This is a genomic window from Streptosporangium subroseum, assembly GCF_900188345.1.
GTDB classification, from domain to species: Bacteria; Actinomycetota; Actinomycetes; order Streptosporangiales; family Streptosporangiaceae; genus Streptosporangium; species Streptosporangium subroseum.
Genome location: NZ_FZOD01000001.1, coordinates 304,731 through 326,134, shown reverse-complemented (window position 1 = coordinate 326,134; position 21,404 = coordinate 304,731). Strand labels below are relative to the sequence as shown.

At 67.3% G+C, this 21,404-nt stretch carries 22 protein-coding genes; 16 read left to right on the top strand and 6 right to left on the bottom strand.

The window, feature by feature from the left end:
• Positions 1-16 precede the first annotated feature (16 nt).
• From CHC08_RS01520 to CHC08_RS01500, 6 genes are all read left to right on the top strand, one after another.
• Positions 17-1,255, top strand: coding sequence for a cytochrome P450 family protein (locus tag CHC08_RS01520; RefSeq protein ID WP_218825061.1), 1,239 nt, complete (start codon positions 17-19; stop codon positions 1,253-1,255).
• A gap of 103 nt (positions 1,256-1,358) precedes the next feature.
• Entirely contained in the window at positions 1,359-1,532 is a 174-nt protein-coding gene (locus tag CHC08_RS51165; protein WP_245878059.1) for a hypothetical protein, read from the top strand.
• 24 nt (positions 1,533-1,556) lie between these two features.
• The gene (locus CHC08_RS01515; RefSeq protein ID WP_245878058.1) at positions 1,557-2,072 is read left to right on the top strand and encodes a hypothetical protein; all 516 of its coding nucleotides are present in this window, start codon (positions 1,557-1,559) and stop codon (positions 2,070-2,072) included.
• A gap of 226 nt (positions 2,073-2,298) precedes the next feature.
• Positions 2,299-2,760, top strand: a complete 462-nt coding sequence (locus CHC08_RS01510) for a prevent-host-death family protein (RefSeq protein ID WP_089205286.1) — start codon at positions 2,299-2,301, stop codon at positions 2,758-2,760.
• On the top strand, positions 2,757-3,113 hold the full coding sequence (locus CHC08_RS01505; protein WP_089205285.1) for a hypothetical protein: 357 nt from the start codon (positions 2,757-2,759) through the stop codon (positions 3,111-3,113). Before CHC08_RS01510 ends, CHC08_RS01505 begins: the two co-directional genes overlap by 4 nt.
• Before the next feature lie 687 nt (positions 3,114-3,800).
• On the top strand, positions 3,801-4,325 hold the full coding sequence (locus tag CHC08_RS01500; protein WP_089205284.1) for a GNAT family N-acetyltransferase: 525 nt from the start codon (positions 3,801-3,803) through the stop codon (positions 4,323-4,325).
• A 398-nt stretch (positions 4,326-4,723) separates the two neighbouring features.
• Here the strand turns inward: CHC08_RS01500 and CHC08_RS01495 are convergent, their stop codons facing one another.
• Complete coding sequence (locus CHC08_RS01495) at positions 4,724-7,114, bottom strand: PKD domain-containing protein (RefSeq protein WP_089205283.1); 2,391 nt, start codon at positions 7,112-7,114, stop codon at positions 4,724-4,726.
• A 475-nt stretch (positions 7,115-7,589) separates the two neighbouring features.
• On the opposite strand from CHC08_RS01495, the gene CHC08_RS01490 reads away from it, so the two are divergent.
• Complete coding sequence (locus CHC08_RS01490; RefSeq protein WP_143653051.1) at positions 7,590-7,898, top strand: nucleoside triphosphate pyrophosphohydrolase family protein; 309 nt, start codon at positions 7,590-7,592, stop codon at positions 7,896-7,898.
• Entirely contained in the window at positions 7,882-8,934 is a 1,053-nt protein-coding gene (locus tag CHC08_RS01485; RefSeq protein WP_089205281.1) for a methyltransferase, read from the top strand. The genes CHC08_RS01490 and CHC08_RS01485 overlap by 17 nt, the downstream gene beginning before the upstream one ends.
• 136 nt (positions 8,935-9,070) lie before the next feature.
• On the opposite strand, the gene CHC08_RS01480 is transcribed toward CHC08_RS01485, so the two are convergent.
• Positions 9,071-10,252 (bottom strand): GAF domain-containing sensor histidine kinase, encoded by a 1,182-nt coding sequence (locus CHC08_RS01480; RefSeq protein WP_089205280.1) that lies wholly within the window; start codon positions 10,250-10,252, stop codon positions 9,071-9,073.
• 1,003 nt (positions 10,253-11,255) lie between these two features.
• Between CHC08_RS01480 and CHC08_RS01470 the strand changes: the two genes are divergently transcribed.
• Positions 11,256-11,921, top strand: coding sequence for a DUF4097 family beta strand repeat-containing protein (locus tag CHC08_RS01470; RefSeq protein ID WP_089205278.1), 666 nt, complete (start codon positions 11,256-11,258; stop codon positions 11,919-11,921).
• A 109-nt stretch (positions 11,922-12,030) separates the two neighbouring features.
• On the opposite strand, the gene CHC08_RS01460 is transcribed toward CHC08_RS01470, so the two are convergent.
• Complete coding sequence (locus CHC08_RS01460; protein WP_089205399.1) at positions 12,031-13,233, bottom strand: MFS transporter; 1,203 nt, start codon at positions 13,231-13,233, stop codon at positions 12,031-12,033.
• A gap of 99 nt (positions 13,234-13,332) precedes the next feature.
• On the opposite strand from CHC08_RS01460, the gene CHC08_RS01455 reads away from it, so the two are divergent.
• Positions 13,333-14,418, top strand: coding sequence for a helix-turn-helix domain-containing protein (locus CHC08_RS01455; RefSeq protein ID WP_089205277.1), 1,086 nt, complete (start codon positions 13,333-13,335; stop codon positions 14,416-14,418).
• A gap of 133 nt (positions 14,419-14,551) precedes the next feature.
• Here CHC08_RS01455 and CHC08_RS01450 read toward each other — a convergent pair whose 3' ends face one another.
• Complete coding sequence (locus tag CHC08_RS01450) at positions 14,552-15,115, bottom strand: PadR family transcriptional regulator (protein WP_089205276.1); 564 nt, start codon at positions 15,113-15,115, stop codon at positions 14,552-14,554.
• 91 nt (positions 15,116-15,206) lie between these two features.
• Here CHC08_RS01450 and CHC08_RS01445 point away from each other — a divergent pair, with 91 nt between their 5' ends.
• Positions 15,207-15,959 (top strand): alpha/beta fold hydrolase, encoded by a 753-nt coding sequence (locus CHC08_RS01445; RefSeq protein WP_089205275.1) that lies wholly within the window; start codon positions 15,207-15,209, stop codon positions 15,957-15,959.
• Positions 15,960-16,124: 165 nt separating this feature from the next.
• Here the strand turns inward: CHC08_RS01445 and CHC08_RS01440 are convergent, their stop codons facing one another.
• Positions 16,125-16,427 carry a hypothetical protein gene (locus CHC08_RS01440; protein ID WP_089205274.1) on the bottom strand — a complete coding sequence of 101 codons (303 nt, stop codon included), beginning with the start codon at positions 16,425-16,427 and terminating at the stop codon, positions 16,125-16,127.
• Positions 16,428-16,477: 50 nt separating this feature from the next.
• Here CHC08_RS01440 and CHC08_RS01435 point away from each other — a divergent pair, with 50 nt between their 5' ends.
• Together CHC08_RS01435 and CHC08_RS52720 are read left to right on the top strand one after the other, a co-directional pair.
• A complete protein-coding gene (locus CHC08_RS01435) occupies positions 16,478-17,497 on the top strand; it encodes a hypothetical protein (RefSeq protein ID WP_089205273.1) in 1,020 nt (339 codons plus the stop codon).
• Positions 17,416-17,631 carry an imine reductase family protein gene (locus CHC08_RS52720; protein WP_089205272.1) on the top strand — a complete coding sequence of 72 codons (216 nt, stop codon included), beginning with the start codon at positions 17,416-17,418 and terminating at the stop codon, positions 17,629-17,631. Before CHC08_RS01435 ends, CHC08_RS52720 begins: the two co-directional genes overlap by 82 nt.
• 60 nt (positions 17,632-17,691) lie before the next feature.
• On the opposite strand, the gene CHC08_RS01425 is transcribed toward CHC08_RS52720, so the two are convergent.
• Positions 17,692-19,197, bottom strand: coding sequence for an AAA domain-containing protein (locus CHC08_RS01425; RefSeq protein ID WP_089205271.1), 1,506 nt, complete (start codon positions 19,195-19,197; stop codon positions 17,692-17,694).
• Between the two features lie 132 nt (positions 19,198-19,329).
• Between CHC08_RS01425 and CHC08_RS01420 the strand changes: the two genes are divergently transcribed.
• The 3 genes from CHC08_RS01420 to CHC08_RS01410 are packed head-to-tail and all read left to right on the top strand — an operon-like array spanning position 19,330 to position 21,340.
• A complete protein-coding gene (locus CHC08_RS01420) occupies positions 19,330-19,581 on the top strand; it encodes a hypothetical protein (protein WP_089205270.1) in 252 nt (83 codons plus the stop codon).
• Between the two features lie 35 nt (positions 19,582-19,616).
• Complete coding sequence (locus CHC08_RS01415) at positions 19,617-20,744, top strand: AAA family ATPase (protein WP_179281832.1); 1,128 nt, start codon at positions 19,617-19,619, stop codon at positions 20,742-20,744.
• Complete coding sequence (locus CHC08_RS01410) at positions 20,741-21,340, top strand: DUF4276 family protein (protein ID WP_089205268.1); 600 nt, start codon at positions 20,741-20,743, stop codon at positions 21,338-21,340. The genes CHC08_RS01415 and CHC08_RS01410 overlap by 4 nt, the downstream gene beginning before the upstream one ends.
• The last annotated feature ends 64 nt before the right edge of the window (positions 21,341-21,404 follow it).

The window sequence follows — 21,404 nt, the reverse complement described above, 5'->3', positions numbered from 1 at the left end:
GACAGAAGGGGTCACCATGGACACCGTCAACTTCATGGACGAGGAACTGATACGCGACCCGTTCACCGCTTTCTCGCGGATCCGGGAGCGTGGCCCGCTCGCCCGCTGCGCCATTCCCGGTATCGAGCAGCCGGTGTGGCTCGTCACCCGGTACGACGACGTCAAGCTGGTGCTGAACGACCCGCGGTTCGTCAACGATCCGGCGAACGTGCCGGGCGCGGGTGCGGACAACATGGCAGCGCAGATGCTCCAGGCGCGCGGGGTTCCTCCCGAGTACAACAAGTATCTGCTGGAGGGCATCCTCGCCTTCGACGGCGCGGACCACCTGCGGCTGCGCCGGCTCGTCTCCCGCACGTTCACCGCGCGCAGGGTCCTGGAGCTGCGGCCACGGATGGAGGAGATCACCGAGAAGCTGCTCGACCGGCTCCCGGAAGCAGCCGAGGACGGGGTCGTCGATCTGCTGGAGCACTTCGCCTACCCGCTGCCGATCATCGTGATCTGCGAGCTGGTCGGTGTCCCCGAGGAGGACCATTCGCTGTGGCGGGAGTGGAGCAGGACCCTGGTCTCGTCGTACGGCCCGAGCTTCGCCGAGGCCGTACGCGACATGGTCGCCTACATCCAGGAGCTGATCGGGCGGCGCCGCGCCGAGCCCACGGGTGACCTGGTCAGTGGGCTGATCCAGGCTCAGGAGGAGGACGGTGACCGCCTCAGCGACACCGAGATGGTCACCATGATCATGACGTTGGTCGTCGCCGGGCACGAGACCACCGCCCACCTGATCGGCAACGGAACCGCCGCCCTGCTCACCCACCCCGACCAGCTCGCCCTGCTGCTGTCGGATCTCGCCCTCACCCCCCGCGCCGTCCACGAGCTGCTGCGCTGGTGCGGCCCCGCTCTGGCGGTGCGCATGCGCTACGCCACGGAAGACGTCGAGGTCGGCGGTGAGACGGTACGCAGGGGAGAGGCGGTGATGCCGTCCCTGGTCGCGGCCAACTACGACCCGCGGATGTTCGGCGACCCGCGGCGGCTCGACATCACCCGCGTGCCCGACGGCCGCCGTGAGACCCACGTCGCTTTCTCCCACGGAATGCACTACTGCCTCGGCGCGGCCCTGGCCCGTCAGGAGAGCGAGGTCGCCTTTGAGGCACTGCTGCGCCGCTTCCCCGGACTCTCCCTGGCCGTCGACGGCGACGACCTCGAACGCGACCTGAACCCGGGCGCATGGCGCCTCAAGGCACTGCCCGTGAAACTCTGAACGGGCCGGCGCCGAAGCGGATCAGCGGTGAACGCTCTCGCTTGCGAGCGCTTCGGACTTGGTAGGCCCCTGCACGTCACCCTGATCACCGAAGGCGGCAGCGGTGACGCCGAAGGAGTTGATCGTGGGCTTGAATGTCGGGATGACCGTGCATGAGGTTGCCGCGCAGTTGCCCGAGATCCCTGTTCTGAGGGCTCATTGCCGAGCGCTGGCCATGCTGGACGCGATCCTCAGCCCTGAATGGGAATATCGCTATCACTCCGCTGACGCGCACTAGGCGTCAGCGGAGGAGATGGCCTCGATGAGCAACGGCTCAGGCGATGAATACTCCATCGTCTTCTCCGGCGCCGGCGTTTATATCCGGGGCTTCGATCACGAGTCCCCGATGAGCCCGTGGGCTCATGAAGACTGGGAGCCGTGGCCTGGCGTGATCGACGCGGTTCCCGAGGTCTTCCAGGCCCAGGTGAACGAGCCCGCGTTCATGCTGGAGGGTACGCCGAGCGTCACCGCCTGCCTCTGGCGAACCACCTCCGATCCCCGATGGTGCACCCGTGGGATCGAGTTCCCAGATCGTCATCCGGATCCGGACGGGGCCAACCGGTTGTTCGCTCTGCTCACCGACCGTTCGGCTGAGGCATACCGGAGCTTCGCGTCCGACTACTTCGAAACGGAGACGCCCCTCGACGCGATCGAGCACGTCTACGCCCTGAGGCCGCTCTCCGACAAGGTCGTCCAATCCCTCAACCCCGAGATCAACATGGTCGAACTCGCCAAGGACATCACCGAAATCGGCTACCCGGATGCGCCTACGGGGTGACTTCGGGTGTTTCTGGATCCCGCCGGAGATCGCTCATATCTTCCAGCCGGGACGAAGGAGCGCTGCTAGGTCTGTTCGATGCCGAATCCACTCGACGAGGGTTGAAGGGAGGCGGCGAATGGGGTAACCGTCCCGAACTTCGCATCGAGGATGTCCGGGCATCTGGGGATCGTAAGTGAGTGCAAGGGTCCTTTACTTCGGAACGTATTCCGAAGTACCATGCAGCATGGTTACACCGACGGTCCCGTTCTCCGATCTGTCGAAGCACTCCAAGCGTGTCGCCGAGACCCTTGATCGGGTTCATCGAGTGCACGTCAAGCGCCGCGACGGAGAAGACCTGTTCATCTCCACGGCGCGGCATGATCGGCAACGGGAGGAAACCGCGGACGTCGCGGCCCGCATGGTCGCCGCGCTCCTTGCCAGTGACGAGGGCGTTCGGGCGATCCTGCACGCTTTGCCCGCAGTCTTCCCGTGGGTCCGTCACCTTTCCTTGGACGAGACGCAGGAGTTCGTCCAAGAACTGGTCGAGGCCACGCGGGATGCGGTCGATCTGGACGTCCACGCCACCCTGCATCGGGTCATCGTCGAATGGCGTGCCACCGCCCGAATCCTGGCCGACCCGGCGTTGACCGCACAGCTCACCCGTGCGCTGCCCGATGAGGATCACGGCGAGGTGGTCGTGCTGTGAGTCCCAAGCGTGGCGACGCCGTGGCCCCGCCACCGATCGGGGACGAGTGGCACCTGCGGTTTGCCACAAGTGAGGCTGCCAAGGGATGGGTTGATCTGTGCTCCGAGGCCGTGGGCAACACCCGGCGCTGCTTTGAGGCATTGCGCGACGCCCCGCTGTCGCAGGAAGATCCCGACCGGCAGCACCGGCTGCGCGGACGCCTTGCCACCGGGACGCTGGGGGGTCGCGAGTATCCGCAGTGGGAGTACGAGGTCACCGCAGGCGGCCGAGTGCGTTACCTCGTTGACGAGGCTCGGCGAACTGTTCATCTCGTCTATGCCTCCACCCGCCACCCCAAGGACACCGACGGCTGAACCCGCCCATCGCACCGACGCCACCCGGTGTCTTCGGCATCGAAGTCGTGGACGGGTTCCGGCGGGTTGAGGTCGGATCGTGACGGGTGCGGTTCCCGCTCCCGAGGCGGAGCGGGGGAGATTGCGTTCGTCGTCGGTCTTCCGGCTGCCGCGCGGGGCGACCGGGTTCCGGCACGCGGGAGCGGCCCCCGACGACGAATGTGCGCGAGTTCAGGTGGATCGTTCACGATGCGGCGCTCCGTACGAATAGCCGGGTCCTCGCCGTTAGCCTCGCGGGGGTGGCACGAAGTTTTCACGTCGCCACGCTCGCTCACCGTGACCGGGAGCTGGAGGTCATGGGGCATGTGCTCCTTCCGTTTCGCGATCCAATGGCGGCACCGTCGCGAATACCCGGTCCACCTCGTTCAGCCAGTCCTGTTTCACCGTGTGACCTCCTGGGCGCCGCGAGCCTCTGTGAGCACGAAGCCGAGCGGGCTCAGACTCTGCCGCGTGGGGAGCCGCGTGCTCATCGTCGGCGGTGAGCACGATGCCCTAGATCTGATCTTGGTGCAACAGAGTAAAGGGTGATTGCCCGCCCGTCGGGGAGGAGACCATGGAAGGTCGTCCGCGCTTCTGGATCTCGCGAGGTAAGGTCCAGGCCAGTGACGTGATCATGCGCTGACGAACGGATCGCAGGGAGGTGGCGCGGTGAGCGCCCTTGGGATACGACTGCGCCCGGTGGCCGAAGATGATCTCGCCATGTTCCGGCGTTTCGCCACGGAGCCGGGATTGGTCGGCCTGGACTGGATGGGGTTTCGCGATGCGCAGGCACCGGCGCGGCGCTTCGCCGTCGACGGGTTTCTGGGCGAGGAGGACAGCAGGGTCATCGTCGAGGTCGACGGTACGGTGGCGGGCTTCATGAGCTGGTCGGCGCGAGGGTCCGGGTTCTCCCGATACTGGGAGATAGGGATCGCCCTGCTCCCCGACTGGCGCGGGCGCGGCGTCGGCTGGCGCGCGCAGGGAATGCTGTGCGACTACCTGTTCACCCATACTCCGACCCAGCGCGTTGAGGCGGCCACCCACCCGGAGAACATCGCGGAACAGAAGTCGCTGGAGAAAGCGGGCTTCACGCTGGAGGGTGTCCTGCGCGCGGTGGAGTTCCGCGACGGTCAATGGCGCGACGGCTGGATGTACAGCAGGCTGCGGGACGATCCACCTCCGGTGGGTCAGTAAGCGACCATGACCCGCGCGATCCCGGTCATCGGTCTCTTGCGGCGGCGTGGTTGTTCAGCGGCCACCGTCCGTGAGGCCATCGACTCGTCATGGGCCGGCGCACCTGGGCGGGTGCGCCTTTGACGAATGGCGGGGTCTTCGCCGTTGCCCATGTGAGGGCGGCACGAAGCTGCCACCTCGTCGGGGCTCGCCCACCGTAACCGGGAGCCGGAGGTTGTGGGGCATGTGCCGCTTTCCGCGGGACCCCTTCGCGGGTGAACCCGGCGTCGGTGGCCGGGCGGAGCATCGCCGTGTTGTCGGCGAGGGTCTCGATCTGCAAGCGCTCGTGCTCGCACCGGTTGGACGCACATCGGGCGGATCGGTGGCTGCCGCTCAGTGTGGGCGGCAGCCACCGGTCGTCAGTTGTGCGCCTGGATGGACCCGTTGCCTATCTGCTGCGGCTGCGCCACGTCAAGGTCGTAGCCGGCATGACGACTGTTGTCGTAGGTGAGGGTGGAGGTGGGGTAGTCGCCTGCGGACAGCGGCCACACCACCAGCCGGAACCGGTCGGGATCGGCGTCGTAGGCGTAGGCCACGAAGCCGTAGCCATCCTTTCCGCCGACGTTCGCCGTTCCCTTGACGGCGATCTTGTCGTCAGGGGCGACCACGAGCCACTGGAGTTCCGCCGACGACAGGTCGAAGGGAACTCCGTCGATCCGGAACTGGACCTTTCCGTTCCGGGGGGCGGGCCCTTCATCGTGCGGGTGATACTTGGGATTGAATTGGAAGTGTCCCTTTCCGGTGGCTGAGGGGTTGGCGGTCAGCGCCCCGGCCGGTGAGGGCAGGTGCCCGCCCGCGGTGGCGAATCCGGCGTCCGGGTCGTAGACGATCACCATTACCTCGGTGAGGCCGCTGCCCGTGTCGTCGTCGGTGACTCTTGTCTTGATCGTGTACATGCCCGGGTGAGCGAAGGTGTGGGTCGCCCGGCAGGCCAGGCCGTCGGCCGCAGGCGACGCCGTCGTGCCGTCGTCCCAGGCGATCGAGCAGGTGTGGGTGTCGTTGCTACCAGGGTCGGTGAACGTCGCGGTCAGCGGCACCGGGTCACCGACGCGGAACACCTGCCAGGGGCGGGGTGTCTCGATGCCGCCCTCAATGGACTTCGCCACAGCGGCCTCGTCGCGCCGGGTTCCGGCCGTTTCGGCGGATCGCTGACCGGGGCTGGAGCCGATTGTCGGTGCGACGTTCCGTACTCGGACAAGTGCCTCATCGTGGACCGCCGCGTTCACGCCGTCGTTCGCGGACAGTGTGATGGCAAACGTGCCGTCGTCGTTGCAGGTGACCGTGGTGTGCAACGTGTTCGGATTGGCGAAGGTGCAGGACCCGCCAGGGTCCACGCCGTCACCGGGCCGAGCGGTCCACTGCACCCGGGGGAATCCATCGTCGTCGTTGGCGAAGCCGGCAACGCTGATCGGCGAGCCTTCGTCACCCTCGAGGTCGGGCCCGGCGTTGACGACCGGCGGCTGATTCGGGTCTGGATCCTGCGGACCGCCGGTGTGGTTGGAGATGGTGCCGTTGTCGCCGCCGTTGGCGACGTTGGTGTTCAGCAGCAGGATGTAGCTTCCATACAGCCCGTACACCGTCTTCTCACATACGCAGCTCGGCCCGCCGACGGCGTCGCCCTCGTGGACCACGCTGCCGTTGGCGGCGTCCATCAACTTCCAGTGCACCGTGGAGCCCAGCTTGGCGCCGATGGACACTCGTACCCAGTGCTGGCTGCGGTGCGAGCGAAGGGGGTGGTCGGTGCGGCAGTCCATCTTCGGGGAGGAGATGTAGCAGTCTTCGCTTTTGAAATCCCAGCATGAGTTGTCGCCGTTGAGTTCCCGGGCGCCGCAGTTGATCTGCTCGGCGATCGCGTCCACCCGTTCGATGCCGTTGAACGGCCACTCAAAGGGGCCCGGAGTCGGAAATTCTTCGTTCCGGTCGGTGAGGACGGACGCAAGATAGTTGTAACCCTGGCTGCCGCCCTGGACCTGTCCTGCGGCGTTCACTCGCCAGTGGTCATCGTCATCGCCCAATTTCGAGAACCCGACCTTGAGCCGCTGCCGGGTGTTCGGTGGCGCGAACGAGGTGACACCGTACCGCGGCTCGGCACGCTCGAGCAGATCCATCGCGTACGTCCGGCGGTCGGCGCCGATCAACTCGTTGGGGGAGGTGAGCACCTTGAACAGTCTGATCTGGTCTCGGGCTGTGGTGTAGGTGTCGCCGAAGGCGCCACCGTCGTCGGGGTAGGTGCCGTCCATTCCGGCTGCTTCCAGAAAGTCCCGGTACAGAGTGCACGGCCGGACGTTGCCGGCCTCGTCCTTGCCGCAGCCGAGACTCTCCTTCCACAGGGTCAGCGCGGTGTCGTTGTCCGACTCGAGGATCATCTTCTCAACCAGCGGCCGCTCAGCGTCGCTGATCTCCTGGGGCCGGTAGAGCAGCGCGCCAAGGATCGAGGCCTTCACCAGGCTGGCGGTCTTGAAGCTGGTGTCTGTCGTGCTGTAGCACTCGGTGCGGGTGACATAGTCGTAGAAGGCGATGCCCGGCTCGTGCGAGCCGTCGTACCGCACGACCGTGCCGACATTGATGGCGATACGCATGAAGTCGGCCATGTCCGAGGCGAACTGCGGATGCGCCTCGGAAGTACAGGTCACCTCCGGCTTCTGGCCGTACGTCCCTGCATTCGCAACCTGCGGCGTCACTGTCACCCCGGTGACCGCCATGGCCAGCGTGACGAAGACGAGGAGGAACCTTCTCGCCTTTCTGGTCATCGGAGATTTTTTTCTGGGCACACCCACAAACCCCATGGCCGCACGCGGCACGACAGGCGTCCGGCTCCCTCGCAGAAACGTCAGGAGGGTGGAGAGGGTGATGGTCGGAATAAGGAAACGGCGTGCGTGCGCTCTGCGGAGCGCATGCGGGTGCTGAATCACGGTGGAGACTCCCCGTAAACATCAGAACGGTCGCATGATCATGCGATCCCCGCGAGCTTAAGATGACATTTACTTTTTGTCAGGACCTAAGTTTTTGGGACGTTAACCGGAAAATCGGTAGGATGCCTCAGCTGAGGCTTCTCCCTTTCTCCTATGCGGGGAACCCATGCTCTCGCGCTCTGTCGACCACATCGTCCACACGACCGAGGACGCCCGGAGCAGGTTCGGGTGTCATGGATTCCGCGCAGATGGTGCATTGGTGCCGGGATGGTCTCTGGGGCTTCGAAAGGGATCCGTGCGGAAGAGACCGGACATGGGAAAACTTGTGCGGGACAGGATTACGGACATCATTGGCGAGCATGGCGGAGACCCGGTGGTGATGACCGTTCTCGGCGATGCCGACTACCGCAGGGCGCTTCTGGAGAAGCTGTTCGAGGAGTCCACGGAGCTCAGTGAGGCTTCGGCGATCGAGGCGGCGGAGGAGATCAACCGCTGGGGTCTCCAGGAAACCGGGGCGATTCACCTTGCGCGGCAGGGAAGGATGAAGGCCGATTCGTCCAAACCGTGGCCTATGTCATCGCGCACAATACAGGCGGGAGGTGCGCATGACGAGCAACGATGAGACGACCGGTGGCGCTGCGTTGGACGGGCCCACCGCATGGCGGGCGCTGACGCCGCTGATGGACCTGGTGACCCCGATGGCGCTCCGGGTGGCCGTGACCCTGCGGCTGCCCGATCTGATGGACGAGAACGGCTCGGACCTCGACGATCTGGCCGCCCGAGCCGGCGCCGACCCGGACGCGTTGGGCCGGCTGCTGCGCCATCTGGTCAGCCGCGACGTGTTCGTCGAGCCCCGGCCCGGCACGTTCGCGGTGAACGGGACGGCCGCCCTGCTGCGCCGGGACCACCCGTCCGCGGTGTGGCGGTGGCTGGACCTGGACGGGTTCGGCGGCCGGATGGACCTGGCCTTCACCGGCCTGGCGGACACGGTACGGACCGGCCAACCGGCCTGGCCGGCGGTGTTCGGCGCACCGTTCTGGCGCTATCTCGACGCGAACCCCGAGCTGAGCGCGTCCTTCGACGCGACGATGGCGGCCAACGCCGCGTACCGCGAGCTGGCGGAGGGCTACGACTGGTCGGCGCTGACCCGGGTGGCCGACGTCGGCGGTGGCACCGGGGCGCTGCTGGCCGAGCTGCTGCTGTGCCACGACGGCCTGCGCGGTGTGCTGATCGACCTGCCGGACACCGCGTCACGCGCGCAGCGGTACCTGGCCGGGCGCGGGCTGGCGGACCGATGTGAGACGGTCGGGCGGAGCTTCTTCGACGAACTGCCCGGCGGCGCCGACGCGTACGTGCTCAACCGGGTGCTGCACGACTGGACCGACGCCGAGGCGATCGCCATCCTGCGCCGCTGCGCCGCCGCGGCGGGCCCGCGCGGCCGGGTGCTGATCCTTGAGTCGCTCGGTGCCTTGGAAGCCGATCCGGCCATGTTCGCGGAGATGAACCTGCGGATGCTGGTCCTGAGCGGCGGCCGGGAACGGACCATCGACGACTACCGGGCGCTGGCAGCGGCCGCCGGGTTGCGGGTCGCCGCCGTGCACGACATCCCGGCGCGGCACACCATCGTCGAGTGCGTCCCGGCCACCGTCGACACCTGAGATCACGCCACCGCCCCGGCCGTGCTACCGGCACCCGGGTCATGGACGCTTTTCACGACGGCGGTGTTGCGATGTTCGTGTATGGCCGAGACGACGAGGTGGGGGACCGACTCGGGTGTTCTCCACGGGCGGGCACTCAGCCGCTGGTGATGGGCAGTTCCACCCGCAGCAGGGTGCCTTGGCCGGCCGGACTCGTGATCTCGATCGATCCGTACAACGCCTCGACCCGGTCGATGAGCCCGGTGAGGCCGCTGCCCTGGCCGGCGTCGGCGGCGCCGACGCCGTCGTCGCGTACCGACAGATGCAGTCGGCCGTCCCTGACATTCGCCTCGACGTGGACGCCCGAGGCCTGCGCGTGCTTCGCCGCGTTCGCCAGGGACTCCGCCACGATGTAGTAGGTCGTGATCTCGATGGTCTCCGGAAGCCGGGTCGGGATGTGTACGTCGAGGTTCACCGGGACGGCGGAGCGGCGGGCCAGCCCGCTGATCGCCGGCCTGAGGCCACCCTGGGTCAGGATCGCCGGGTGGATGCCGTGTACGGTCTCCGCCAGGTCGTTCAGCGCGTCCGTGAGACCTGCGGCGATCTTGAACAGCTGGGCCTTGAGCTCGGGGGCGTCGTCGGGCACGTTGTGCTCGGCGGTACGGAGATCCAGGACGAGCGAGATGAGCCGTTGCTGGGTGCCGTCGTGCAGGTCCCGTTCGACCCGGTGCCGGGCCTGGTCGGTGGCGGCCACGATCCGAGCCCGGGAGGCGGTCAGGTCGGTGCGGGCCTGGGCGTTGGCGATGGTGATGGCCACGAGATCGGTGAAGTCGCAGATGTGCGTCTCGGCTCCGCGGGGCAGCAGCCGGTTATGGGTTGAGAAGGCCGTCATCACCCCCCAGCACTTTCCCTCGACGGCGATCGGGGTGCCGATCCCCGAGCGGATGCCGTGCTCCCGGAGGAAGACGCACAGCGGGCTCACGGCATCGATGAAGCAGTCCATCCGCACGGGGGCGTTCTCCTGCAGCGTCATGGACGGAACGTTGCTGCCCACGATCGTCCAGTTGGTGCCGGTCGGCAGCACCTTTTCGGGCCCGCCCCACGCGCCGATAACGGTTGCCGTCTGGTCAGGCTCGTAACGGAGCATTCGGGTGAGGTCCGCGCCGAGGACCTCACCCACCTCCTTGGGCACCGCGGCGAAGATCATGGACGGTGGTTCTCCGCGCGCGATGAGCGTCGCCAACCGGTGCAGGGAAGCCTGTTCCCGCACAAGCCTTCTGAGGCTGTCCCTGCTCTTCCACAGAGAGGCCGACATGGTGTTGAACACCCGGTCGAGCACGATGGTCTCCTGATGATCAGATGGCGGTTCAGGCCAACCGCGCGATACTTCGGTTCCCGTGTCTCAAGGCGGTCCCGCGGGCTGGACCACAGGGCGCGGACCGGCGGGCCGCGGGTGTGACGTCGCTCGACGACGGCCTTCCCCGCAGGGGTACGGCGAGCGTGACGTCGTGTCTCGCCTTCGAGGCTTCGAGGCCTTGGGGCCTTGAGGAAGGCAGGCGGTGGCTCGCAGCCGAGTTCGCTCGTCTGCGGACATGTCCCTGACGTACTGATCGTCGGCATCGAATTGGACCGGCCCTCATGGCCGAATGGCCGAGGCGCCGCGGGCGATCTCCGCCGCTCCACACTCCGTCCTGCCAGGATAGGTCGAGGTCAGACGCTGAGGCCATGGCGGGCAGGCGTGGATGTCAGATCCAGTCCCGCCTTTTTGGCCGTCTTCTCGTCGATGGCGAAAGCGTGGCGTTCCACTTGTCGGAGCCTTGCTTTTCGGAAAGGCGGACAACTGTGTGAATAGGTGACTACTCCAACCTGCTCGGATCCGATTCCCATGACCAGGTCGTACACGCCTACGGCCCGAACGGCGCACGGCTGTGCGCGGTGTAAGGAATGACCCCGGAGTTCGCGCGGGGATGCGTGCGGGGTGGGAGCCGGATGAGCTGATCGGCTCGTGGACGCTGATCGAGACGGTCCAGGCCTCGGGTGATCTTGGCACAGGCGAGGCCGTCGGTCAGCCTCAGCGCGATCTGTCGGCGGTCCCGCTGGGTGAGTCCGCCTCCCGGCACCGTGATCCTCTTCGTGGTCGGCGACGCCCGCACTGTAGCGTTCGCTCTCAATCCATTGCAACGCAGGCGGAGATGGGCGTTGCATTACTCTCAGGGCCATCGCAACGATTTCACCATTTTCACCTGCATAAACGCGGACTATCCGCAACGAGCACGTTGCCTTGAAATGGAATGCAACGTAGCGTTTCCACTGTCAGAAACAACAAGGCACAGGAGCACACCATGCAGAAGTTCGCCACCCCCACCCCGATCACCACCATCATCGACATCCCCGCCGGCCGCCTCCAGCTCATCGCCGCCGACCGCACCGACACCACCGTCGAGATCCTGCCCACCAACCCCGCCAAAACCCGCGACGTCCAGGCCGCCGCACAGACCACCGTCACCCACACCGACGGCATCCTGCGCATCCACACCCCCCCGCCCACCCACCAGCTGTTCGGCCCCTCCGGCTCCCTGCAAATCACCGTTCAACTGCCCACCGGCTCCCACCTGCAGGCCACGGCCGCCGCCGCCGAGCTGCGCGGCGTCGGCCGCCTGGGCGACCTCACCATCGACGGCGCCCACCACCAGATCAAAATCGACGAAGCCGCGAGCGTCCGGCTCACCGCGATCGACGGCGACGTCGAGATCGGCCGCCTGGGCGGCCCCGCCGAGATCAGCACCACCCGCGGTGACATCCGCATCACCGAGGCCGCACGCGGCACGGTGGTGCTCAGCACCCAGTCCGGTGACATCTCGATCGGTGCCGCGGCCGGGGTGTCGGCCGCTTTGGATGCCGGTACCGGCTACGGCCGCATCAGTAACGCCCTCACAAACAACGGCAGCGCCGATCTCGATATCCGTGCCACCACCTCCCAGGGCGACATCACCGCCCGCAGCCTCTGACCACCCGCGGGATCCTCCTGGGCACCCCGATCGGCAACGGCACCGCCATCACCGTCGCCTGGTGCGCCGGCATCGCCGCCCTCTCCTACCTCTGGGCCAAGAGCACCTTTCAACGATCCTTCTCGGTGGCAACGGCGGAGGCGGAGAGGAGCGTCGCAGCGGCGAGGCTGCCCCAGAGGGCGACCGGGCCGTGGGAGGCGAGAGCGGTGATGACCGCTGGGGAGGCGGCGAGGCCGAAGCCCGTGGAGAGCTGGAAGCGGGCGAGGGCGCGTCCCAGGAGATGGGCCGGGGCGAGAGCGGTGACGAGCGCGGTGGCGCTGCCGGCATAGATGATCTCGCCGATGGTGCAGACCACGGACACCGTGGCGACGGCCGGGGCACCCCAGCCGTGTCCCAGTGAGGTCGCCGCGAGGAAGCCGAGGTAGGACACGGTGAGCACCACGCCGGCGATTGCCAGCACAGACCGGCGGGGGAAGCGGGACATCAGGACGGTGACCGGAACCTGCAGGGTGACCACCAGCACGGTGTTGGCCACGAAGATGGCCGCCGACCACACCGGGGATGCGTGCATCTGCGTCACCAGGACCAGGGGGAGCGCGATTTCGAAGAGGTTGAGGCAGAAGACGTAGATCACGTTGGCGGCCAGCAGCGCGCGCATCCGGGGTGCGGGCTCGTCGTCCCTGTCCTTGGCCGCGGCAGCGGCAGCGGCCGGATGAGCGTGCACGTGGACCGACCACGCCAAGGCCGCCGCGGCGAGATAGGCGAGCCCGGTGACGGCTGCCAGCACCTGCAATGCGGTGGTGCCGCCCGCCAGGCATGCGGTGGCGAGGAGCGCGCCCGCGCCCAGGCCGGCGTTGCGCAGGGCGCGGCCTCCCGCGAGAGCGGCGTCGCGTTCGCGGCCGTGGGCGACCGTGGCCACGAGGGCTGCATGGGCGGCCGGCCATGCCTGGTTGCCGATGCCGAGGAAGAGTGCCGCCGTCGCGAACAGCCAGACGTGCCCCGTCGGGGCGGCCAGCAGCAGCGCCACGCCCAGCACCCGCACCAGCATCGACGCTGCCACGACCGTGCTGCGTGCGCCCCGGTCCAGCCATCGGCCGACCGCGGGCATGCACACCAGACCCACGACGGCGCCGACCGTCATGGCGATGCCGGTGGCCGACGCGGACAGCCTCAGCACCGTCATCCCGTAGAGCAGCAGAAAGGGCCGCAGCAGGCCGGTGCCGAGCGCGTCCACGGCCAGGGCGACGGCATAGCGGGGGCCTCCGGAGGCACGGACGAGGGCGCGCGGCTGGATCTTGGTGGTGGTTGTCATGGCGTCAACGGTGCGTTCGGCCGCCAGGCTGGGCACGTCGGTTGACGGATACCGTCAACCGACGCCGTCGTCGGCCGTACGGTCAGTGATGATGAGGGGGTGACATTGAGGATCGACATCGGCGGCCTGCCGTCCGGGCGACTGCGGTTCGCCGCCTCCCCGCTGGCCGAGCTGACCGCGATGCTGCATGTGCTGGCCGAACCCGGGCATCACCCTCAGCTCGCCGGCTGGGCCGGGGGCGTCTGGGCTGGGCTGCGGCCGGAGCTGGCCGAGCGGTTGCGGGAGGCGGAGTTCCTCTGGCGTTCCTCACGAGCCGACTTTCTGGTCCCCGCTCGTCCTCGGCCGACCCTCGCCGAGGAGCTGGACGACGTGGACCGGATCGACGACGAAACGTATGTGACTTCCGCACTCATCACCACGTGCGGCAGCAACCGGGTCCACTTCGCCGCGCCGTCGCCGCTCGCCGACGCGACGGCGCGCGAGCGGGCCCTGGACCTGGCCCAGGCCCGCGGCCCGATGCAAGAGGCCTTCGCGGAACGGCTGCTCGCGGACCCGGCCGTCGTGCGGGCGCGGGTGCGTCACACCCTCGAACAGTGCGCCGAGGCCTTCTTCGACGCCGCCTGGACGGGCGTCGCCGTGCAACTCGCCACCGACCTGCGCCTGAAGAACGACCTGCTGAAGCGCCAGGGCATCGGGGCGGCACTCGCGTCGGTCTCCGGCGCCGTCACCCTGGCGCCGGACGGCGACTGCATCATCGTGGACAAGCTGCAGGACAATGCGACCGCCGCCCACGGTACCGGGGTCACCTTCCTCCCCAGCGTCTTCGGCCGCCCGCACCTGGTGGTGGTCCACGCACCCGGCTGGCAGCCGGTGGTGCAGTACCCCGTGGCCGAGGCAAGTCCATCGGAGCCGGTATCGCTGGAAACGGTGACGCTACGGCTGGAGGCACTCGCGCATCCGGTACGGCTGCGGCTGCTGCGCACCCTGGTCCGCGGCCCGCACACCACCGGTGAGCTGGCCCACGCCTGGGAACTTTCACCCCCGGAGGTCTCCCGCCACCTCGCTGTCCTGCGCCGCGCGGGCCTGCTCACGGCCCGGCGGCACGGTCGTTACGTCCGTTACACCCTCCATCTGCCCGATCTGACGGCGCTGGGCACCGACCTGCTGGCGGCCGTACTGCGCTGAGTGGCTTCGGTCTGCCAGAGCGCGGGCGACCGCCGCCTGCTTCGCAGAAGAACAGGAGCGGCGTGTGCAGGATGAGGAGCTAGAGGTGCGCCCAGGCCGGATCGGCTTTCGGGGGATCAACCGATCAGGGGCGTCATGTCGTGACGTCGCCGGCGGCGGACTTCGGTGCGCCCGGCGCCTCCAGGTCGGCGAGGGTGTCGCGTAGCCAGCGCAGCTCGGTCCGAGTCGTCGCGGTGGCGATGGTGAAGAGGCCGCGGCGGAACGGATCGTCGAAGTCCGCGGCGCGCAACGGGCGGTCGCCGTCCCAGAAGAAGCTGGCCGGCTGGGCGAGGAACCCCAGCCGTCGACGCAGCACCGCTGCCTGTTCGGTGTGACTTTCGAGGTGACGCAGGAAGGCGAGCAGGGCGAACCACCGGTTCTCGTCGGTGATGAACAGCTCGTCGGGTTCCCGGAGCCGGCGCAGCAGTTCGGCCCGCCCGGCGGGGGTGAGGCTGAGCATGTGCCGGGGTGCGGCGATCTGACCGGGCTGCAGGTCGCGGGTCAGCAGTCCGGCCGTCTCCAGGCGCTTGATCATCGGATAGAGGGTGCCGTCCGCGATCGGCCGGACGTGCCCGGTGAGCGCCGCGAGCCGCTTTCGCAGGTCGTAGCCGTGCAGAGGCTCGTCGTAGAGAAAACCGAGGATCGCGAACTCAAGCATGGTTCCTCCTGGTGCGCCTGTCGCCGTAGAGCAATATACCTTGGCCTCGTGATACCTTGCCTCCGATGTATTCAGGGAGGGACGAAGACACATGCGTGACGCACAGGTGCTGGCGGACGGCTCCCGGATTCGCTGGGTGGAGATCACCGGCACCGGACCGGCCCGGGTCTGCGTCCATGGGGCTGGGGCGCAGGCGGCGGCATACTTCACCCAGGCGATGACCTTGCCGCTCCTGGCGGGCAGATGGACATTGATGATGGACCTGCTGGGCTTCGGACTCAGTGACCGTCCGGCGGAGTTCGGCTACCGACTTGATGATCACGCCGACGCGCTCGCCCGGGCGATGGACGGCGCCGGGGTCAGTGACGCCGAGGTCATCGGTCACAGCATGGGCGGTGCCGTCACGATCGCGCTGGCCCACCGACGACCGGATCTGGTGTCTCGGCTGATTCTGGCCGAAGCCACCCTCGACCCGGTGCCTCCACCCGCGCCCGGCAGCGTTGGTATCACCAGTTTCACCGAGGCCGAGTTCGCCGCCGACGGGATGGACCGGATCCTGGATCAGGTGGGGCCGTCGTGGGCCGCGACCATGCGCCTCGCCGATCCCACGGCGCTGCACCGCAGTGCTTTCGGGCTGCGCGCCGGTGCCGGCCCGACCACCAGGGAACTGCTGATGAACCTGCGGATTCCGCGGACGTTCCTGGTCGGGGCGCTGTCGCAGCCGCCGGCTGGACGATCGGAGTTGGAGGGCGCCGGAGTGCGGGTCGTGACCATCCCCGACGCCGGCCACAACATCATGCTGGACAATCCACAGGCATTCGCCGAACAGGTCGCCCAACACTGAACACCGCCCCGGATACGGGCCGAGCCGCCCGATCGGCAGGAACGCCGCCGCCGGGCCCGATCATCGGCCCGGCCGGGTCGAGCCCGCCGATCGCCACGAGGAGCGACGTCAGGACCGGGACGACGACCACCGGCAGAACGATCACCCGTTACATGCCGGAATCCTTCAGCCGAGGCCCGCGACGACTCCGAGCCGGTCGAAGGCCGCGGCCACGCCCGGCCACAGCGCATCCGGGTCGCCGGCCGCGATCTCGTGACCGGCCTGGTAGCAGGCCAGCGCGGCCGTTTCCGCCGAGGCTCCCCGCTGCCGCAGATCCTTGCCCATCAGCTCGACGATACGGCGCTGCTTGCGGGCCGCGCGACGGAAGGTTTCCAGCCGGTCGAGGAAGCCCGCGTCAAAGGATCTCCACCCGCCTGCCGCCTTGTTGTCGGTTTTCAGAAGTAGTCGATGAAGGGGGGTGGGAAGCACCCATGGCCGCCTCTAACCAGAATTGCCCGTTATCGACTAATTTGGGTGAAATGTCGATTTGTGGCGTGCACCTCGTCGGTAGTGTCCCTCTTGGCGATGCGGAGGAGGTCTTCCGCACCGTCGCCGCTCAGCTCGGGAGCCGTTTCCGGCGTGTCCCGGACGGCGAGACCGGGGTTCGGTCCAACTGGACGTTCTGGCAGAGGGCGGTGTTCGAAAAGACCCCCGGCCTGATCACGGACGCGGTGGAGAAGGACGGATACAGCCGGACTCCGAAGTTCCGGCTGCGTGACGGTGTCGACCCCGCCGCCCTGCGCTTCGGCGCTCTCGGTTACGCGGAGGCGGCGCGCGCGTCGTGGGAGGTCTTCCAGCGACTGCAGGCCGCCGGGGTGCTGCCTGACGTTCGCTTCCAGGTGAGTCTCCCGACGCCGATGGCTCCTATCCGGCTTCACTTCGACACGGGTGTCCAGGCCGCGGTCGAACCGGTCTACGAGGCGGCCATGCTCCGCGAACTGGAGCTGATAACCGACGCCGTTCCGCACGACCGGCTCTCCATCCAGTGGGACACCGCGGTCGAGTTCGGCATGCTCGAGGGCGTTTTCCCAAGCTGGATCCCCGATCTCGAACAGGGGGTCCTCGATCGGCTGATCCGCTTGGGCGATGCGGTTCCCGCCGACGTCGAGGTCGGCTACCACCTCTGTTACGGCGACAGCGGACATCGCCATTTTGTCGAACCGAAGGACACCGGACGTCTCGTGACCGTTGCGAACGCGCTGGCCGGCAGACTCACCCACCCGCTCGCGTGGATCCACCTGCCCGTCCCGATCGGCCGGACGGACCCCGCCTACTTCGCCCCGCTGCGTGACCTGCGACTGCCCGCCCGTACGGAGCTCTACTTGGGGCTCGTCCACGCGACGGATGGAGAGGACGGCGCACGGCGGCGCATCGACGCCGCGCTGACCGCCGTCGATGCGTTCGGCGTGGCGACGGAGTGCGGATTTGGCCGGCGCCTGCCGGAGTCCGTGCCAGGGCTGCTTGCCCTGCACGCGGCGGTGGCCGGACTCGCGACCTGACCACGTACGGCGCCGGCATCGACGCCTCGCTGCCCACCGCGATCCTGGAGGTCTTCCAGCGAGGCGTCGCCGCCGGCCACGTCGGCGACAGTTTCACCAGTCTGATCGAGAACTTCAAGAAGACCGCGGCATAACCGCCCTGCACCTGTGGTGCTCAGGTCTTGCGTCAAAAGGGGATCTTGGGTACTCCGTCTTCAGGGATGACTGGATGGCAGGCCAGTGCCCCGAGTGGACCTGACTCTAAGCGCCTCATCGCGGGAGAAGGAGGAGCTCTGGATTGGTCGAACCACGACTCCGGAAGGTTCGGGGCGTTTCACCGTCACTTCCGGGCGCATACGGTATTGCGTGTCCAGAGAGACCATCCGGCGGTCCTGGCGGGCCGAACCCGCCTGGTCCACCAGCCCGGCCGTGGCGAAGACATCGCGGTCCATCCAGAGCGCGACGTGCTGCTTGTCCTCGGCGGAGGAGCGCCGGTCGCCAGAGGCCTTGGTCACGGCGGGTAGCTGCCGGAAGTCACCGGCGATGACGACGCGCCGGGTGGCTAGCCCAGCGGCACACCACGCCGAGGGGGTGTTCACCATGCCGGCCTCGTCAATGACCACCACGTCGATCGAGTCGAGAAGCTTGCGAGACTGCACTGCCTTGGCGACCGTGGTGCCCATGACACGGCAGTTGCCCCGTACCGCTTCTTCGATCTTCTGCTGTTCTTGTTCCAATGAGGTGAGCTGCTGTTGAAGCCTTTCGACGGCTTCTCGAAGAGGCTTTGCCGAAGGGACTCTTCTCAGGCGATTACGCAGAACGGCCAGCTCTGGCTCACGCTTGGTGATCTCGGTTGTGCAGTGCTGCTGGGCGGCCAGTGCGGCGCGCAGTTGCTGGTCGAGCGCGGCGATGGTGTTCCGATGTTCCTCATAGGAGCGGTGGAGGTCGTCGAGCTTGGCCTGTTTCTTCTTGACGAAGAACCCGGAAGGAGCGCCGGTATCGAAGATCTGCCGCTCGACCATGGTGGTGGCGGATTGCTCGGCGTGGATCTGGCGGGGCAGGGCTGTGGAGTGCCGTCCGGCCTCGTCACGTCGCGCGTGCAGATCCTTCAGCTCGTTTGTGACCTGCTCGACCTCGGCGTGAAGCGCGAGGTCCCGGCGCGCCGCGTCCAGCAGTTCGCGTGTCTCGGTGATCCGTGCGGCCACAGCGGTGGCAAGCCGTTCGGCGATCCGTGCGGCCACAGCGGTGGCAAGCCGTTCGGCGATCCGTCTGGCACTGATCTGCTCGCCGAATCTGGCGGACAGAGAGGCGAGCTCGATGTCCCCGGCGCGCTGAACGAGCCCCATGTCGAAGCCCTCTTCGCCGGACAGCAGTTCGCAGATCCGCTTCAGCGCCTGATCTACGGCGACCTTGGTCGGAGCGACGAAGAGCACTCGCAGCCCTTGCCGGTAGCAGCCCTCGATGACGGAAGCGACGACATCGGTCTTGCCGGTTCCCGGTGGGCCCCAGATGAAAGTGAGCTCACTGCCGAGGGACTGCTCGATCGCCTGCCGCTGCCGGGGGTTGAGCTTGCGCTCGTGATATCCCCGGACGAAGCGTTCCGGGGTGACACAGCGATCGACACTCGGTTGCCCCTGACCCATCATCCAGCCCGCCGTTTTGAGATTGACCAGGCTGTCGCTCCCACCAGCCGACTCCAACCGCTCGGCAAGGGCGTCCATACCCGCCGACTCGTCCTTGCGCAGTTGGGCGTTTTCCGGCCTGCGGGTATCTGGCGGACGCCAGAATTGAGCTGATGACCGTACGTAACCATCGAGGACTGTGATCCCCGCCGAGCATCCCGAGGAGAGTCGGTGACGAGTGCCGACCCGATCTACCAGCTCAGGGTCCGGCTGATCGAGTTGAAGGATGTGGATGGGAGACGATGGGTGGCAGGCGGACTGTGTGATGCCGTCAATCTGAGAATCCAACGGATGGATAAGAGTCTTGACGAGATGAGTTCAATACTTGGAGTCCAGCCGGTCTTGCCGTCCGAGCGGGGACAAACGTTGATCACAGCGGCGGTGACCGGGCAGATGGATGTGATGATGGCGCGGGGGGTGTGATGGGACAGGCGTTGCCGTTCCTACGGCGAGCGAAGGTGACCGATTACAAGAGCATCGCCTCCTGTGAGGTCGTCTTCACCCCGTTGCTGGTCCTGCTGGGGCCCAACGGAACGGGGAAGAGCAACTTCGTCGACGCGCTGCGGTTCGTGGCGGATGCGCTGGAGTCGACCCCGGCCGATGCCGTGGCCAAGCGTGGTGGTCTGGACGAGGTGTTCCGGCGGGTGCCCGAGCCTGTGGACCGGTTCACCGTCTATCTGGAGTTGGTAATCGAGGCGGCGGGCCAACCGACACCGGTTGAGTATGGGTTCACCATCGGCCGGGACTCCACAGGACGCCGGCCGCTGGTGGTCTTGGAGGAGCACTGCGTCATTCATCGGGGCCAGGGCGAGTCTGGATCGGGGGAGATCCGATTCGATGTGATGGCTGGGCGGGTCATTGGCGGGGGAGGCATCGAGCAGGATCGGCTCTATCTGCCGCTGGCCGCCACCCAGGAGGACTTCAGCGATGTGTATTACGCCCTCCGGGATATGCTTTTTCACCATCTGGATGTCGATGAGATGCGGCAGTTCCATTCGGATCAGCGCACTGGGAGGATCGACTACTCCGGAGAGCGCATCGGATCCGTGCTCGGGGAACTCACATTCAGGTATCCCGTGTTCAAGGCTCGCATTGACGACTATCTCAAGGCAATTGTCCCGGACGCGCTGGGTATGGACGAGCGGCTCATCGATAAGTACTCAACCGTGGAGCTGCGCACCCGAGATGGGGAGCGGCCGTTCGGACCCGAGGCCATCTCGGTAGGGACGCTTCACGCGGCGGGCGTGCTCGCTGCGCTGTTCCAGCCCGCCGTACTGGACGGGCGGGCAACGCTGGTAGCGATCGAGGAGCCGGAGACCGCGCTCCATCCGGCCGCCGCCGGGGCGCTGTTTGATGCGCTGACCGAGGCGAGCGAGCGGGTCCAGGTGGTGATCACCACGCAGAGTGCCGACCTGCTCGACCGTGACGACTTCGATCCGGCCTCCGTCCGGGTGGTGACGATGAACGGCGGGGTCACGGTCATCGGCAAGGTCGACGAGGTCAGCCGCCGTCTCGTCGAGGATAAACGGACCACTCTCGGTGAGCTGATGCGCGGCGGCCAACTCCAGCCGGAGGCGGGCGAATGATCGACCCGATCACGATCGCCTCCATCGTGGAGGGTGACGGCGAGGTGTCCGCGCTTCCCGTGCTGCTCCGCAGGATCGCCGAAACCCTCTCGGTCTGGAATGTGCGGATTCCTCCGCCGCGCCGTATACCGCGAAGCAAGCTCATCGCCCCCGGTGGAGTCGAGGACGCTGTTCTCCAGGCTTCTTATCAGGTAACCGGCACGGGCGGAATCCTGCTGCTGATCGACTCCGATGACGACTGCCCGGCCTCCCTCGGCCCGGCGCTCCTCCAGCGGGCCCGTGAGGCGCGCGGTGACAGGGGGACCTCGGTGGTGCTCGCCCACCGGGAGTTCGAGGCGTGGTTCCTGGCCGCTGCGGCGTCGCTGTCCGGATGTCGAGGTCTTGCCGATCCGCTGGATCCGCCACCGGATCCGGAGGGGATCCGGGGTGCCAAGGAATGGCTCTCCGCCCGAAAAACGGATGGCACGCCGTACAAACCGACCGTGGATCAAGCGGGACTGGTCGGCGCCTTCGACATGGAGCAGGCCCGCAAGGCCGCACCGTCCTTCGACAAGTTCTGGCGTGATGTCGAACGACTTCTGCGAGGTGGCGCATGAACGGCGCGCACACCGAGAAGCCGTTCGAAGACGTGATCAAGAAAGCCTTCTTCCGCTCCGTCTG